13 protein-coding genes are annotated in these 17,177 nt (G+C 45.1%); 11 read left to right on the forward strand and 2 right to left on the reverse strand.

Going from position 1 to position 17,177, the window contains the following annotated elements; translation table 11 throughout:
- Positions 1 to 101: 101 nt before the first annotated feature.
- Both L9Q39_RS19810 and L9Q39_RS19815 read left to right on the forward strand, forming a co-directional pair.
- Positions 102 to 974 (forward strand): polysaccharide lyase family 7 protein, encoded by an 873-nt coding sequence (locus L9Q39_RS19810; protein WP_237486937.1) that lies wholly within the window; start codon positions 102 to 104, stop codon positions 972 to 974.
- A gap of 151 nt (positions 975 to 1,125) precedes the next feature.
- Positions 1,126 to 2,169, forward strand: a complete 1,044-nt coding sequence (locus L9Q39_RS19815) for a hypothetical protein (RefSeq protein ID WP_237486939.1) — start codon at positions 1,126 to 1,128, stop codon at positions 2,167 to 2,169.
- A 396-nt stretch (positions 2,170 to 2,565) separates the two neighbouring features.
- On the opposite strand, the gene pdxH is transcribed toward L9Q39_RS19815, so the two are convergent.
- Complete coding sequence (gene pdxH / locus L9Q39_RS19820) at positions 2,566 to 3,210, reverse strand: pyridoxamine 5'-phosphate oxidase (protein ID WP_237486940.1); 645 nt, start codon at positions 3,208 to 3,210, stop codon at positions 2,566 to 2,568.
- A 352-nt stretch (positions 3,211 to 3,562) separates the two neighbouring features.
- Here pdxH and L9Q39_RS19825 point away from each other — a divergent pair, with 352 nt between their 5' ends.
- From L9Q39_RS19825 to L9Q39_RS19865, 9 genes are all read left to right on the forward strand, one after another.
- Positions 3,563 to 4,954, forward strand: coding sequence for an HlyD family type I secretion periplasmic adaptor subunit (locus tag L9Q39_RS19825; RefSeq protein WP_237486942.1), 1,392 nt, complete (start codon positions 3,563 to 3,565; stop codon positions 4,952 to 4,954).
- Between the two features lie 53 nt (positions 4,955 to 5,007).
- On the forward strand, positions 5,008 to 5,661 hold the full coding sequence (locus L9Q39_RS19830) for a transglutaminase-like cysteine peptidase (RefSeq protein WP_237487098.1): 654 nt from the start codon (positions 5,008 to 5,010) through the stop codon (positions 5,659 to 5,661).
- 168 nt (positions 5,662 to 5,829) lie between these two features.
- Positions 5,830 to 7,740 carry an EAL domain-containing protein gene (locus tag L9Q39_RS19835; RefSeq protein ID WP_237486943.1) on the forward strand — a complete coding sequence of 637 codons (1,911 nt, stop codon included), beginning with the start codon at positions 5,830 to 5,832 and terminating at the stop codon, positions 7,738 to 7,740.
- Between the two features lie 15 nt (positions 7,741 to 7,755).
- Entirely contained in the window at positions 7,756 to 9,870 is a 2,115-nt protein-coding gene (locus L9Q39_RS19840) for a type I secretion system permease/ATPase (protein WP_237486945.1), read from the forward strand.
- 345 nt (positions 9,871 to 10,215) lie between these two features.
- On the forward strand, positions 10,216 to 10,971 hold the full coding sequence (locus L9Q39_RS19845; protein WP_237486947.1) for an SDR family NAD(P)-dependent oxidoreductase: 756 nt from the start codon (positions 10,216 to 10,218) through the stop codon (positions 10,969 to 10,971).
- Positions 10,972 to 11,329: 358 nt separating this feature from the next.
- Complete coding sequence (locus tag L9Q39_RS19850; RefSeq protein ID WP_237486949.1) at positions 11,330 to 11,938, forward strand: hypothetical protein; 609 nt, start codon at positions 11,330 to 11,332, stop codon at positions 11,936 to 11,938.
- 248 nt (positions 11,939 to 12,186) lie between these two features.
- Complete coding sequence (locus tag L9Q39_RS19855) at positions 12,187 to 12,819, forward strand: hypothetical protein (protein ID WP_237486951.1); 633 nt, start codon at positions 12,187 to 12,189, stop codon at positions 12,817 to 12,819.
- Positions 12,820 to 12,998: 179 nt separating this feature from the next.
- Positions 12,999 to 14,762: an ABC transporter ATP-binding protein gene (locus L9Q39_RS19860; RefSeq protein WP_237486953.1), complete on the forward strand. Its 1,764-nt coding sequence runs from the start codon at positions 12,999 to 13,001 to the stop codon at positions 14,760 to 14,762.
- Positions 14,756 to 16,510: an ABC transporter ATP-binding protein gene (locus L9Q39_RS19865; RefSeq protein WP_237486955.1), complete on the forward strand. Its 1,755-nt coding sequence runs from the start codon at positions 14,756 to 14,758 to the stop codon at positions 16,508 to 16,510. Before L9Q39_RS19860 ends, L9Q39_RS19865 begins: the two co-directional genes overlap by 7 nt.
- 42 nt (positions 16,511 to 16,552) lie before the next feature.
- Here L9Q39_RS19865 and L9Q39_RS19870 read toward each other — a convergent pair whose 3' ends face one another.
- Positions 16,553 to 17,146: a response regulator transcription factor gene (locus L9Q39_RS19870; protein WP_237486957.1), complete on the reverse strand. Its 594-nt coding sequence runs from the start codon at positions 17,144 to 17,146 to the stop codon at positions 16,553 to 16,555.
- Between the last annotated feature and the right edge of the window lie 31 nt (positions 17,147 to 17,177).

Here is a 17,177-nt window from a genome sequence, read left to right on the forward strand (position 1 = left end):
AGTTAATTGTATGATTATATTTAAACCCTTAACCGCACGTTATAATGCGCCCATCGTAACGTCACTGACAAATTTGTCATTTTTTTTGGGATACTTATTCTATGAAACCTCTTAAGGTCAGCATGCTAGCAACCGCGCTAACGGGTGCATTATTCGCAACTTCTGCAATCGGCGCAGACTACAAAGCGCCAACTGGCGAACGTGGTGTTCCTGCAGATTATGCACAGTTCTCACAAATCCTAGACATTTCTAAACTGCAACTTTCTGATCCAGCGGGTAAATCTGGTAACAAGAAAGACGTCATTGAAGACGGTAAGTTTGCGGGTTATTCAAACGAATTCTTCTACGTGGACAAAGGTTCTGAAGCCCTTGTATTCGCAATGGAAGGTTATAAAAACCGTAACGAAGTCCGTGTTCTTGAGCACTTCAAAACAGGTGAAGCAGACACTTACTACCGCATGACGGCAGAAGTCATGCCAATCAACCCACGCGAATCTGTTGCAAACAGTGAGAAGAAGCGTGATGAGATGACTTTCCTTCAGATCCACAACAAGGGTACTTTCTTCGACGGTAAGAAAGGCAGCCACGGTGAAGGTTACATCCCGCACCCTCTACTACGTATCGTTTACGATGCAGACCGCAGCGGTAAACAAGACCACTACTGGGCAATCATCAAGAACAACACGGTAAACTGTGGTTCTAAGAGCGGTAACAAAGGCACGCCTGAGTGTAAGAAAGCTTACGTTAAGCTAGATCTTGGTCCAATCAAGACTGATGAACCAACGAAGTTCGACGTGATCGCGGGTAACAACAAACTCGTGATCAAACTAGATGGCGTTGTGAAAGCGGAACATGACCTGACTTACTGGAAGGACATGGTGAGCTACTTCAAAGCAGGTATCTACAACCAGTTTAAAAACGGTAAAGGTGAAGCTCACTTCTACAGCCTAGAAACGGCTGTTGATAAGAAGTAACAGCTTAGAAATTATTACTTTAAAAGTAGTAAGTTAAGTGATTAATCTTTGAAGAGGAGCAGATATCTATTTGCTCCTTTTTTTTATACTGATACCCAATAAAAAAACATAAGTCGTTCCCTCTGCGCGACCTACAATCTGGAGTCGATCAATGACGTACCCTACTTTTCTAACAAATAAAATAAAACCCAAGCACTGGCTGGCGAGCAGTATTGCTATCGCGCTATTATCGGGCTGCGGTGGCAGCGATTCTGGTGGCAATAATTCAGGTGGTGGCGAAGGAAGTGGCGATTACCCTATTGATGATAGCAGCTACTTTCAAGCACTCAGTTCCACGCCACTGAACGCCAATGTTTCCGATGGCTTCGATGCCTATGAAACGATTGAGAGTGTTTATGGTACGGGCTCGATTGAAGCGCCGGATCTCTATGATGTTAACCATCCGACAGAGAGCCACATCATTGAATTTTCTGATATAGACTCAGGGTTTGATTACTTCAAATTCTACATCCATACCCATGAAGACATTGACAGAGATAAGCTAGAGAACGACGACCGCCAGCGCAACGAAATCAAAGTCTATGGTAACTCTGACGACAAGCTAAAAGGCACGCTGGGTAAGATCTTTGAATATAGCTGGAAATTCCGCGTAAACGGTGACTTCAATCTTACCTCTAACTTCACTCACCTATTCCAACTCAAAGCCGTCAAGCATAGTGGCAGTGAAAGCTGGGTGAACGACAGCCAACCTATACTGACATTCACAGCCAATACCAAAAGTGGCGTTGATAACCTAGAAATCCGCCATGTTCATTACAACAGCGACAAAAGCGGAACGACCAATAACGCCTTATATAACTCCACAGAGGATTCTAGCGTCGACTGGAACAGCGATATCGAGGATCAATGGCTTGAGGCTTTTGTGCGAGTGGATTATAACGAAGACGGTAAGCTGCATGTCACCCTAACAAAGTTGGGTGAAGACACGCCGATCATCACGGTCACAGAACAAAACCTAGAGATGTGGCGTTCCGGTTCAGATGCCAACTCAGGCAACTTTGTACGTCCTAAATGGGGGATCTATCGTTCAATCAGTCAGATAGAGTTACTGCAAGATCAAGATGTCGACTTTGCAGACTTTGTGATCAAAGAAGTGGAAGTGATTGAGCCTGAAACCCAAGCTCCTGCCTTATAAACTCACGATATTTAGATTATAACTTTTGTGCCGCTTATTCTAAGCGGCACTTTTTCTTTTCTGCTGAAACATTATGGCTCTACTTCTGCGCCGTTACTCTCATCGCGCACAGTGTGATCCTCATAAATTCAATCAGTTATCGTATTTTCTCTATCCGGTATGAAAGCATGATCAAGGAAGTCATTCTTCCCATACTTTCTATATGGAAGCATGATCAAGATAAGAGAACAGAGGCAACTACGCACACTTTAAGGCTCAATAACACGATTAACGACCCAATATAGCAATGATCCCTTAACGATCGAGATCAACACTTGATCAAGCATCCTGAAAGCATGATCAAGTGTTGTAGTATTACGGTGATTGTATTTTGAACCAAAACTCAGTGAACATCACTTAAGGCGCTAAGCGGTCAATCTGCCATTGGCTTTCGCCATCTTGCTGCTTACTGAACAAGAAGCGGTCATGCAGTCGGTGTTCACCCCCTTGCCAAAACTCAATCGATTCAGGGCGAATTCGGTAACCACCCCAAAACGATGGGACTGGGATATCGCCTTTGGCAAACTTCTGTTTTAGCTCCAGATATTTACCTTCAAGCACACCACGCGTTGACAAACGGCTACTCTGTTTACTTGCCATCGCTGCTAATTGGCTCTCTTTAGGGCGAGAGACAAAGTACTTCATATTTTCCACCGCACTCATTTTCTCTGCCACGCCGGTGACATGCACTTGACGCTCAAGATTGTGCCAAGGAAAGTGCAGGCTGACCTTGCTGTTGTGCTCAATATGCTGGGCTTTACGGCTGCCCAGATTGGTGTAAAACACAAAGCCGTTTTCATCTAGGTGTTTAAGCAACACAATACGTTGAAATGGCTGTCCCGCTTGGTCTACGGTTGCCACCGTCATTGCGGTGGGATCCATCAACTTGGCTTTAATCGCTTGTTCTAACCAGAGGTTAAATTGTTTGATGGGATCGTGATTGAGATCCTTTCGGCGTAATCCGCCTTGGCTGTATTCACGGCGAATATCTTCAAGTGCCATATCCATTCCTCGATTTTTTTAACAAATTCTGCGCTTTAATCTCTGATAACTCAAGTCATTCCGAGTCAACCATAACAAAACCGCTCTCTAGCCTTGCTGTCATAAAGCGGATGCAACGTTAGCTGAAGCAACGATAACGGCTAACATCTTGAGGCAATTAAACTAATTACACAGGATTAGTAGCTTTTAGCCTCAACTCTCCTAGTCTTATAACTATGCGAATGATCAACGAATTAAGTGTAACTTGGCGAACCCTAGCATGCCTTTATATTCAGATAACAACGGCAAGTGTTTAAGTGCTACTAGTGCTACGTATTAGGTTTTAAAACAGAGCAGGGATAGCGGACAAATCATGGATAAAAAAGAACTGAAAAAAGTGTCTGACGCCGAACTTGACTATATCGACGACAAAACAGCCGCTCTACTACTGAATACACCGACAAGCGCCCGTATTATGCTATGGGTAATGGTGCTGTTTTTTGTATGTGCTGGCGTCTGGGCTTATTGGGCAGAAATCGATAAGGTCACTGTCGGTCAAGGTAAAGTGATCCCCTCTTCTCAGGTGCAAGTGATCCAAAACCTTGAAGGTGGCTTGGTAAAAGAAATTCTGGTCAAGGAAGGCGATGCCGTTACCCAAGGGCAACAACTGCTGTTAATTGATGACACTCGTTTCCGCTCCGACTTTCGAGAACGTGAGCAGCAGGTTCTCAACCTAACCGCGAATGTACTGCAACTGTCCGCTTCCATGACCAGTGTGGTCATTAACGAGGACGTCAGTCAAGACGACTGGCAACAATCGGTGGTACTCAAATTCGATAAGTTGGCTTTCCCCCCCTCCTTTGAAGCTGACTATCCGCAACTGGCTGCCAGACAGCGGGCTGAATATCGACAAGATCTTAATAAGCTCAAGAACCAACTTTCGGTTATCGATCAACAAGTGAGACAGAAACAACAAGAATTGATTGAGATCCAATCCCGAGTGCGAAGTCTAAGACAAGGCTACAATCTGGCAAGAGACGAATACAACATTACTAAACCGCTCGCGGATGAAGGCGTAGTACCCAAAATTGAGCTGCTAAAGCTGCAACGACAAGTCAATGATACTCGTCGTGAACTCACTTCGACCGAGTTGAAAATCCCAGCTCTGAGATCGGCGATTCAAGAAGCAAAACTGAGCCGTATCGACGCCGCGCAACAATTCCGCTCGGAGAATCAAGAAAAACTCAATCAATCCCAAGATCAACTCTCCTCCATGACCGAGTCTGCAGTGGGTCTTGAAGACCGTGTCAATCGCACGGTGGTGCTCTCGCCAGTCACGGGGACAGTGAAAACCCTTAACGTCAATACCGTCGGCGGTGTTATCCAGCCGGGGATGGATATTGTTGAAATCGTCCCGACGGAAGACACCTTATTGGTCGAAGCCAAGATTGCTCCGCAAGATATCGCCTTTTTACGCCCAGACTTACACGCCATCGTAAAGTTCAGTGCCTACGATTTTACCAAGTACGGTGGGCTTAATGGCGTATTGGAGCACATCAGTGCCGATACCACCCAAGATGAAGAGGGCAACAGTTTTTATATTGTGCGAGTTCGTACTGATGAAACCAATTTTGGACACGATGAGGAGCTGCCCATTATCCCGGGAATGACCGCCTCTGTGGATATTATAACCGGTAAACGAACCGTGTTAGATTATCTACTTAAACCGATTATTAGCGCTCAGAGCAATGCATTAAAAGAGTAGTTCCCTTGGTATTAAACATCGTTACATTGTGTCATTTTCGCTGTCCCCGTTGGATGGTATTTCTGTTCTCCGCCCTGATCACTTTCTCTGGCGGTGTAGCGGCATACAGCCATCAGGAATTGCGTTGGATTTCAGTCGTCACCAAAACCTATGGGGAACAAGCTGGCAAACGTGTCACCTATTGGCGAGATGAACTCAGCGAAGTCAGTCAGTTACCGGAGCGACAAAAGATCACCAGAGTAAACGATTTTTTTAATCAGATGACCTTTGTAGATGACATCGATTTTTGGGGACAAACAGACTATTGGGCAACACCTTTAGAGTTTATCGGTAGTCGCGGAGGCGATTGCGAAGACTTTACTATCGCAAAATATTTCTCCTTGATAGAGCTAGGTGTTCCAGATAAAAAGCTGCGCTTGATTTATGTAAAAGCGATTAGGCTGAACCAGTTTCATATGGTGCTGGCTTACTATCCAACGCCGACGTCGCAACCATTGATTTTGGATAACCTGATCGCAGAGATAAAGCCCGCAACGCAAAGGCCCGATCTACTGCCGATATACAGTTTTAACGGTCAAAACCTTTGGGTAATGAAAACCAGTCAAGGACAGCTAGCGGGTAAATCATCAAGACTCAAATTATGGAACGACTTGCGAGACAGAGAGAGAAATCTACATCTTAGAAAGCCAAAAATCTCTTTAGATTGAGGATTCCAACCATGGATTGAGATGGAGTCACAACACGGAATCAATAACTTCGTAGAAAAGTAGCTTTGATGATAGATGACTTTGATGAGAAATAGCGTTGATTAAAAATAGCGTTAATCACAAGTAGCTTTGGCGAGAATTAGGATTAATCAGGACGAGTAAATCACTATGACACTATTTAGACAGCTTGTAGTCGGTATGATTGCCGTATTTATTATGCTTTTAGTCTCGGTGTTTGTTATTGAATTTAACACCACGAGAAACTTTTTAGAGCAGCAGCAGCGCTCAGAAGTGAATAACACCATCAACACGGTCGGTCTTGCTCTTGCTCCTTACTTGCAAGACAAAGACCCTGTCGCGGTAGAGTCCGTCATTAATGCTCTATTTGATGGCAGCACCTATTCAACGGTTCGCTTGGTCTTTTTGGATAACAACCAAGAGATCATCCGCCGATACCCTATTGCACCCAATGATGTGCCCAGTTGGTTTTCTCATTTGGAACTGTTTAAACCGATAATGGATTCCAGAGTCGTCACTAGCGGTTGGTTGCAACTGGCTCAAATCGAAATCATCAGTCATCCCGGTAGCGCCTATTCTCAGCTTTGGCATGCGTTCAAAAACTTGGCTTTGGTGTTCGTCGCCATTCTATTGCTGGGACTGGTTGCCATTTCTTGGATATTGCGACGCGCCCTCAAGCCGCTCAATGCCATTGTGAAAAAAATGGATCAAGTCGCCAACAAACAATTTGGTCAGCCTTTAGAACGCCCCAACACCAAAGACCTCATCGCCGTCGTTGACGGAATCAATAGCATGAGTAAGCACCTTGAAATTTCCTTTTCTTTACAAGCCAAAGAGGCTCAACAGCTACGTGAAAGAGCGTATATGGATTCGGTTTCTCAATTGGGTAATCGCGCCTACTTTACCGCCCAACTTGAACAGTGGTTATCCGAATCCTCATTAGGTGGCTTAGCCATTCTTGATGCACAGTTTGTCAAAGAGGCTTATAAAGATCAGGGTTACCACGCCGGTGATGAGTTGGTAAAAGAGCTGTCGGATTTGCTTTCCGTTACCATCAATATTCCGAACTGCACCATCGCGCGGATCTCCTCGAACGAATTTGGCTTTATCTTCCCCAATATTGATCAAGACGAGCTTAAGATGGTCGCCAGCGCGATCGTTAGCTGCATTCAAGACATGAGCTCTGACCCAACGGGTCTGAGTAAAGCACAAGCCTCGCTTGGCGTGGTCTATAGCCAAGAACACAAAGATAGCTCGCAAATGCTGTCGACTCTCGACAACGCATTGACGGAAGCCAAATCCAACCCTGAAATTGATTACGGCTATATTTCGTCGCAAACGCATGCGACAACTCTCGGTAAACAGCAATGGCGAATGGTGGTTGAAGAAGCCATCAATAACGATTGGGTACAGTTCCGATTTCAAGCCGCAAATAGCAAAAGCGGTGATATCTTTCATAAAGAGGTGTTCTCTTCGATTGATACCGGCGAACAGCGCTATACCGCGAACCAATACCTGTTGGCGCTTGAACAGTTAGGTGCTAGCCAACTCTTTGATGAACACGTGATCCAGTCGGTGATCAAGGTACTGGAACGCGATGACACCGCTGACCCTATCGCGATCAACATTGCAGCCAGTAGCCTAGAACAGCCGAGCTTTATTCGCTGGATAAGTAGCGTTCTCAATAAACATCGTCGCATCACCCACAAGCTGCACTTTGAGATCCCAGAGATCTGCTTCGTCGATAACCCAGACAATACCGCCCTTTTCTGTCATGCACTTCGCAGCGCGGGCGCTAAATTTGGTGTCGACAATTACGGTCGTCATTTCAAATCTCTTGCCTATCTAAATGAATTTAGACCCGATTATGTGAAGCTTGATTATCTCTATACGCACCATTTAGACGATGAAAAACAGAAGTTCACCCTAAGTTCCGTTTCAAGAACGGCACATAATTTAAGCATTACTACCATTGCCTCTCGCGTAGAAACTCAGACGCAACTCGATCTGCTCTCGGAGCATTTCGTTGATATTTTCCAAGGCTTTATCGTAGATAAATAACAAGGTGGCCGGTGTATGAAGGACCCAATACTGAATTCGCTGATCTATATTAGTCGCTACTATGGTTTAGCTAACTCGCCTGAAGCGTTAATCAATGGTCTCCCTCTCTCGGATGGAAAGCTAACGCCCTTTTTGCTGCCTCGTTCCGCCGAGAGAGCTGGACTGGTCGCCAAAGAAAATCGCGCCAGCATCGATAAAATCCCCAGCATGGTTTTTCCGGTCATTTTGCTGCTTAAAGGGGGAGATGCCTGTGTCCTCAGCAGCATAGATAAAGAGAAAAACGAAGCGGAGATCATCACTCTCGAATCTGGAATGGTGCCGATTTCAGTGCCTGTCGAAGAAATCAGCGAACAGTTTCTCGGGCGCTATTTCTTGGTGAAAAAGCAATTCCGCTATGACGAGCGCTCCCCTGAGGTTCTCAAAACTCGTGACGGTCACTGGTTCTGGAGCACCTTGTGGCAATCTAAACGAATTTACCGAGACGTATTGATCGCTTCAATCTTGATCAATGTGTTTGCAGTTGCCGCGCCTCTATTCACTCGCTTAGTCTACGACAAAGTGGTGCCTAACCTCGCTTTTGAAACACTGTGGGTGCTTGCCGCGGGGATTTTCGTGGTGTTCTTCTTTGACTTAGTGCTAAAGATGATGCGCAGCTACTTTATTGATGTGGCGGGGAAAAAGTCCGACATATTGATTTCTTCTAAACTGTTCAGCAAGGTGATGGGCATTCGTATGGAAGCGCGTCCCCCATCAGTTGGGGCTTTTGCTCGCCATCTGCAAGAGTTTGAATCCATTCGCGAATTCTTTACCTCCGCTACGGTCGCTTCGCTGATTGATTTACCTTTTGCCATCCTGTTCTTGGTTTTGATCTGGTTGATGGCTGGGAATCTGGTCATCATTCCGATTGTCGGCGTTGTCATTCTGGTGATTTACTCCCTGTTGATTCAAGGACCGCTGCGCAAAACCATTGATGAAGGCTCACGACTGGCCTCGCAAAAATACGCCAACTTAATCGAGAGTTTAGCCGGGCTGGAAACCGTGAAGATTTTCGGTGCCCAAAGCCAATACCAATTCCGCTGGGAAGAAGCCGTGGCGCACATGGCAAACTGGAACATCAAGAGCAAACGAATTACCGATGGTATTCAAAATACCGCTGGCTTTGTGCAGCAAGCGTGTAATGTGTCCATGGTCATTCTTGGGGTATATCTGATTTCTGACGGCATGCTTACCATGGGTGGATTGATTGCTGCCACCATGCTGAGCGGTCGTGCCATTGGACCTTTGGTTCAGCTTTCGCTGCTTTCAACACGCTACAATCAAGCCAAATCCTCCATGTCCATCATTGAACAAGTCATGGCAATGCCCGATGAACAAGAAGAGGGCAAACGTTATATTCACCGTCCCGTGATGCAGGGAAAAATTGAGCTAGATAAAGTGACCTTTCACTACCCAGACTCACCCGTCGCCTCAATCCGCGATCTCACGATGACCATTAATCCCGGTGAAAAAGTCGCGATTATTGGTCGCATTGGGTCAGGAAAAACCACACTGGAACGCCTGATTATGGGGCTTTACAAGCCAACCGAGGGGCATGTGCGCATTGATGAAACCGATATCGATCAGCTCCACCATGTGGATATCAGACGCAACATCGGTTGTGTTCCGCAAGACTGTAACCTTTTTTACGGCTCTATCCGCGACAACATTACCCTTGGTCGTCCATTAATCGATGATCGCGATGTACTTGATGCCGCCAACCGCGCGGGGGTAACGGTGTTTACGCAACAAGATCCCGCGGGTTTAGAACGCCAAGTAGGTGAAGGGGGCGCAATGCTATCTGGAGGACAGCGCCAAGCGGTCGCCGTGGCTCGGGCGATGCTGGCAAGACCGCCTATTCTTATTATGGATGAACCGACCAGTGCGATGGACAACCGTTCTGAGTTACACATTAAAACACAGCTGAAACAGCTAAAAAGTAGTGAAACCCTGATATTAATCACCCACAAAACCTCAATGTTGGATGTCGTAGACAGGGTCATTGTGATGGAAAAAGGGACCATTATCGCGGATGGACCCAAAGCATCGGTGTTAAATGATTTACGAAAAGGGAATGTGCGAGCAGCCAGTTAACCGCCCACTTATGTGGTGGATTTAACGTGACGATACCCTCAAGTTTATCATTGGAAAATGAGAGCTGACCCGCGAATTGAGAATTTGCTGGGTCGCCAAGCGCATAAATCGGTTTGCACTCTGGTGCTAAAGCCCTTAAAATCTATTTGTAATACAAAAATACCGTATGTTTTATTAACGATTGTCACGGCTATCTTCGCCTATTCCAGCATTTGCCTGTTGTAAGGCACTTGCTCATTACAGTAATAGATAGACATCGTGAATAAGTAGATATCGTGCCGTCTTATACCGGCACTCAATCGATGGTTAATAGATTCATCCATTTCACTCAAAGAGTATATTATCATGGCTAATAAAATTGCATTTATCTCTGGTGCAACCGGCGGCATCGGTTTCCAGGTTGCTAAACGTCTAGGTAAAGACGGCTACACTGTTATTCTAAACGGTATCGAAGACGAGACCGGCGCAGCGCGCGTTGCTGAGCTTAAAGAAGCGGGTATCGAAGCTGAGTACTACGGTTTTGACGTAACAGACGAGCACGCTGTAACTGCAAACATCAACGCTATCGGTGAAAAATACGGTAAGATCGACGTTGTTGTTAACAACGCTGGTGGCCTAGGTGGTCGTAGCCCAATCGAAGAAATGACAACTGAGTTCTTCCGCTTCGTAATGGCACTTAACCTAGACAGCGCATTCTTCGTATCTCGCGCTGCAATCCCGTTCCTTAAGAAGTCAGACAACGCGTCTATCATCAACTTCACTTCTAATGCAGCATGGAACGCAGGTGGCCCAGGTGCAGGTATCTACGGTACTTCTAAAGCAGCCGTTCACACGCTAACTCGTGCACTTGCTAAAGAACTTGCTCCAGCTAAAATCCGTGTTAACGCTGTATCTCCAGGTACTATCGATACTCCGTTCCACGCACAAATCAAAGCAACTAAGCCAGAAGTATTTGCTTCTTGGGCTGACAGCATCATGCTAGGTCGTCTAGGTCAACCAGAAGAAGTCGCTTCTGTTATCTCTTTCCTAGTCAGCGAAGATGCGTCATTTATCACTGCTGAAACTCTACAAATCGGTGGTGGTCAAGCTCTAGGTATCTAATAGGCTTTTGACTATTCGATCGGTTGGCGATTCGCTGACTAGCTTGAAGCTTTCTAAACCCAAAGAGCCTGCTCTTTGGGTTTTTTTATACCATTTTTTAATGCTCAACTTTTGCACAACACCCAGTCTAAACTATCCTATTAGCCGTTTCATCATTAGCCTAGCTCGTTGACAAGCCTCATATTTCTCTTCGTCTGATACAAATAGACTTTGGAAAATTTAACCTAGGTCACTATGTGAAATTAAAACGCCTACCCAGTTCACATTTCTCGTTACCAAATCAGGTTAAATCATACAATACCATTAGTATGTAGACATTCCGTAAAGGACATACCATCAAAATGTAAGGGTGATTCAAATGAAAAAAGTGTATCTAGGTCTAGCAATTTCTACTCTTTTCGCTGGCGCAGTACAAGCAAGCAACCTAGTTGTTGATCCTCAACTAACTGAGTTCCGTGCCAACAAAGGTAACAGCAAGGTATGGGTTCAAGTTGAAGACAACAAAGCTGGTAAAGGCGATGTTGGTAGTTCTAAAGACAGTGCATTTGAAACGGAAGGTTCTGCTCGTATGCGTTTCAGAAACGCTGGCGACGACTTCACTGCTCAGCCTGCGCTTGAGCAAACAATTACGGGTCTAAAACCAAACACTGACTACGTGATGTCTTTCTATCTAATGGATAAGAAAGGTCAAGATTCTATCTCTGACGTCATCGCGGGTGCGCGTGGTGCTGATGGTAAAGTTCTAGGCGAAAAAGCAATTCACGTACGTGATCTTGCTGACGCTCCTAAAGGTGAGCTTAAGTCTTCATTCCGTCAAGCGTCTGTTGACTTCAACAGCGGTAGCAACACAACAGCAACTATCTACACTCGCCTACACATCACTGACGCGTCTAAAATCGCAACAGGTGGTGACATCGGTAAGCAAACAGAAGTTCGCGTTGACGCATTCTCTGTAACAGCGAAATAATTCACCTCGCTAGTCACAACATCTGCAAAGCGCCAATCTTTTTGATTGGCGTTTTTTCTTTTTGCGCGATAGTTCTCAAATCAATATAAACGCCTGCCAACAACAAATTTTGACCCAGTTTAAGCATTGAATCTCTATCTAGCTTTGCTACTGTATGAACAACACTCTTCTACAAAATCATCCCCTAGTAATTGTCGTCTTTTTATTCACCGTCTTTTTACCCCTTAACAAATGATAAGGCTAAAAATATGAGTAAAGTCACTGCAACACTTAGCGAACGAGAAAAAGCAATCCAACTGTTTGAAACCTTCTTATCAGACATGCCGGAAATCTCCATTAATACCGCCCACTCCGATGCGCCGAGTGGCATCAATATTAATGACAATGAAGAAGTTACCGCCTACCTACAATACTCCTTTTCCCAGTTTCTTGACTCTATTGCGACCCCCGATACTCCAGCGACGACGCCCAGCGTACAAAACCACACCAAAGTGCTGCTTACCCTAGATGAAAGTGGTTATCCCATCAATGCATTCAGTGATGGAGAGGGGGAACTAGAACTGCTTATCTGGGATAGCGATGACGACGGCATTGTTGATCAATTGCTGCCGATGCCGGACGGAAGCTCCGGCGTGCTAACCAATCTTTACACCCATAAAAATCCACAGGCAATCGAGTGGGCGAGTGCCATTATGGATGTGAACTTATGCAATTTTGAGTTTGATAGAACCACGATTGAATTGCTCTCTGATACCGAGATAAAAATCGAGCAAACCGGCGCGTTTCCGGTCACCAAAATCATTCAGGCGCCCGCCGACAATGCCATCAACATGCTCCATGCCATCAAGCAAGAATTTCGACATATCCATGGTCAACATTGACGCTTAACACGACGAGCAACGCATTGACCTTTATAGCCGCTGACTCTAGCGGCTTTTTTAGCCTAGAATCAATGTGTTCTACCTTTATCCCATGTACACTAACCCGTTAGCACACTGGGCAAACCACTCTACCGCGTTTGATTCCGTGTTTATTTCTCGGTCAATTCTCAAGGGGTATCATGACCAAGTTTCAGTTTATTGTTCACTATTTGCGTCTGAATCAAAAATCCTATCTATTAGCCACACTGTTTATCTTTGCGGTGAACTGGCTGCAGGTCGAGATCCCTCACTATATCCAGTTGGCGATTGATCTGGTCGATGATGTCAGTTCATCGGGACACGGTCAGCTTAAGCAATATGTTTGGATCGTGATCGTGATGTCGATATTGATGATTGTGACTCGCATTTTTTCGCGGGTATACGCCCTCAATCCGGGACGCATCACCGAAGCGGTATTAAAAAATGACTTACTCGCCAAGCTCAATGCCCTGCCCAATAATTTTCATCAGCGATTCACTTCGGGCAAACTGATATCAATACTCAATAATGATCTCACCGGTATTCGCTTGCTGTTCGGTGTCGGCTTTTTGCAAGTGGTCAACATTCTCTTTGCCCTTTCGTTAACGCCGCTCTGGATGTGGCGCATCTCCCCTGAATTGACCCTCTACTCGGTGATTCCAATTACCATTGCGTTTATTATTTTTCGACTCGGTTTCGTGCGCATGAAAGCTCTGCACATCGAACATCTTCAGAGATTACAAAACCTATCGTCACAACTGATGAACTACCTGTCCGGTATTGATGTGATTAAAAACCAGCAGATGTCACCTTGGGTTGAAGAAGAAATCAACAAGCTCAACCAACTGCTGCTGCGCTGTCGTATGCGCATCACCAAGATCCAAACCTTTATTATGCCAGTGCTGGATTACGCCAATAATCTCATGAAGATTCTGATACTGGGACTCGGGGGCTATATGCTGCTCAACCAAGAATTAACGCTGGGTGAGATCACGGCCTTTCTTTCCTACTCGGTATTACTCGCTTTCCCTCTGATGCAACTTGGGCGTGTTGCCTCGCTCTATCAGCGTGGGATGGTGGGCATCGATAGCGTTCAGGTCATCCTCAATGAATCTCTGCCTGAAAAGCACGACGTACAACTCTCCGAACAAGAAGTCTCACAACTGCGTAAGCAAACCCTTAAAGTACAAAACCTGACTTTCTACTACCCAGGCGATGACAATCCGATCCTTGATAACATCAGTTTTGCGCTTCCAGCAGGGAAGAAATTAGGGCTGCTCGGGGCAATAGGTTCGGGGAAATCCACCTTGGTGAACTGCTTAAACCATCATCTTGATATCCCCAGCAATAGCGTGTTTCTTGGCGATCGCGACATTACGAGTTTCTCCAGACAAGATATTCGCCGCTTTATCCGCACCATTACGCAAGACCCTTACCTTTTCTCAGACAGCATCGAAAACAATGTGCTGTTTGGAAGCGCAGAGTCCACCAGCGCCAAACAGAAGGTGCCAGAGATCTTAGCGTTAAGCCAACTGGCAGACGATGTCGCACGATTTGAACAACAAGAGCACACCCTTGTGGGTGAAAAAGGGATCATGCTCTCAGGTGGTCAGAAACAGCGCTTAAGCATCGCCAGAGCGCTACTCGAGTCCAGCGATATTATTATCATGGACAACGTGCTGTCTGCCGTCGACTACGAAACAGAGCGAAAAATTCTGCAAAATCTGTTTGCTCAATTGACCCATCAATCCATGTTGGTGGTATCACATCGCGTCAGTGCGTTGGAGTATATGGATGAAATCATGGTGTTGGATCAAGGGAAAATCATCGCATCGGGCGATCACCAAACACTCCTAGAAACCTGCTCTTACTACCGAAATACTTGGCAACTACAGCAAAATGAAACCGAGGCGCAAGCATGTTAAAAGCGGCTGACATTCAATACTTAAAACACTTTTTCCATTTTGCCAGCAAGTACAAAACGTGGGCTTGGACCGGTATCGCGATGCTGCCGCTCTCCATCGCCAGCAGTCTACTGTTTCCTTGGCTGGTGATTCAAATTATTGACGTCCATCTAACCCAAGGCATCGAGCAAGGTTTATGGTTAGATATCGGTTATCTGGTGTTAGTGTTGGCGGTCAATTATGTGGTTGATGCCATCTATTCCTATAACCTAAGAAAAACCGGGCAACATACCATCACCGATATGCGTTCAGCGCTTTTTGCTCGTGTGCTTAAACTGCCTCGCAGTTATTTTGACCATCGTCCGCATGGTATTACGCTCTCAAGGCTGACCACAGATCTTGAGACCATTGGCGAGTCGTTCGTGCAAAACATCGTGGGCTTGGTGAAAGACTCACTGACCACCGTTGCGCTACTGATTATGATGTTCTTCATCGATTGGCAACTGACCCTGATCGTGCTTATCGTTATGCCGCCAGTGATGTGGATCACCGCCTATATTCGCAATAAACTCAGGGCGATGTATAAGATCACCCGCTCGGCACTGGCGAAAGGGATTGGTTATCTACAAGAACTGCTTCTGGGCGTCAAAACGGTACAGCTATATCGTGCGGAACAAGAGGTTGAGCGCAAATACAAAGGCTTTAATGATCAATTTCTGAAAGCACAAATGAAGGTCAACAAATACGACGCTATCTTGTTTGCGTTTATCTCTGGAATTACCTCGGTCACTATCGCGATCATGATCTGGTATGGCTCAGAACAAGTCCTGCAAAACACCCTGACGCTTGGTGTCCTTATCGCCTTTATTAATACACTAGAAAAGGTATTCGTGCCGCTGCGTGATTTTACCTCACAGATCGCCACCATCCAGAGTTCCTTTGCCGCGTTTGATCATGTTGAGGAGTTGTTTGTCGAACCCATTGAAGAACAAGGATTGAACCTACTGCCGTCGCAACAAGTCAGCGAGTCTCTCAAAACCTTCCAATCGCTGGAGTTTATCAATGTCAGCTTTCGCTATCGCAGCGACACACCTTACGTGCTCAAGAATGTCTCTTTTACCCTTAAAAAAGGTCATCAAATTGCCTTAGTCGGCTCAACCGGCTCAGGAAAGTCGACCCTATTAAGGCTGATCAGCAAAACCTACCAAGGCTATGAAGGCAGCATTTTGCTGAACGGGATTGAGTTATCGCAGCTCTCTAGCCAAGACACGATGCCGCTGTTTTCTCTGATGATGCAGGATGTGTTTTTGTTCGAGAACAGCGTCAGTTTTAATATCTCACTGGGTAAACCCGACATGACTTCAGCTGATGTTGAACAAGCTGCCCGTTATGTGTATGCCGATCGGTTTATTGAACAACTGGCGCAAGGTTATCAGTTTCAATTGGATAAAAACGGCTCTAACCTCTCGGCGGGACAGACTCAACTGATCTCATTTGCCCGAGCGGTCGCTCAAGGTGGGCAGGTGATGATGTTAGATGAAGCCACCAGCTCGGTGGACTCCATCACCGAAGACTTGATTCAAAAAGCGATGCAGCGTTTATTTAGTGAAAAAACCGTCATCGCGATTGCGCATAGATTAAGTACTATTCGTCACTCAGACAATATATTAGTTCTTGAACGCGGTGAGATTGTCGAGCAAGGAAATCATAATAAGTTACTTGCGTTAAATGGCGTCTACGCAAGTTTATTAAAAGAGGTCGAAAAGTAATTCATCACTTGATGTTATCTAATCATTAGAATCCTCTAATGATTAGTACCATTTAATATACTCATAAAGTAAATTATTAGATTTTATCTGCAGTTTATTGTAAATCCTCATTTTATAGGTGCTAACGGTTTTGTCGCTGATATTCAATTTATTAGCAATTTCTCTATTCGTTAAGCCTTCACATATGCTTTCTGCGACGAGATATTCCATTTTACTTAACAGAGACAATTTGGTTTGCGTCACCTCAAAATGGCAACCACCTTGCAGCAGTTGATTTACCACCTTATTTATCTGGATCATAGTGTTATGCTTGCACATGTAGCCAGCCGCTTTGTACTTGATACACAGAGTACCAATAAAGGCATAGCTCTGTTGACTAAACACCAGAACCCTTTTGGAAAGCGCAACACACTTACGAAGTTCATTGATAGGGTGTTTACTGCTATCCCAATCTAAGATAATAAAATCACTTTTTGAAATTTCTGCAGTATCTAATTTAGAGGCATTAACATAATCCACACCTCTAATATTCGATAGCTTTTCTAACAAATACCTTATTCCACAATAAAATAGCTCATTGTTAGTTATTACAATTGTGCGATATGAAAATTCGTTGTCTTTTTTAGAGGCATTCATATTGTATCTTCTTATAATCAACCTTAATATC

The organism is Vibrio hippocampi (assembly GCF_921292975.1).
GTDB classification, from domain to species: Bacteria; Pseudomonadota; Gammaproteobacteria; order Enterobacterales; family Vibrionaceae; genus Vibrio; species Vibrio hippocampi.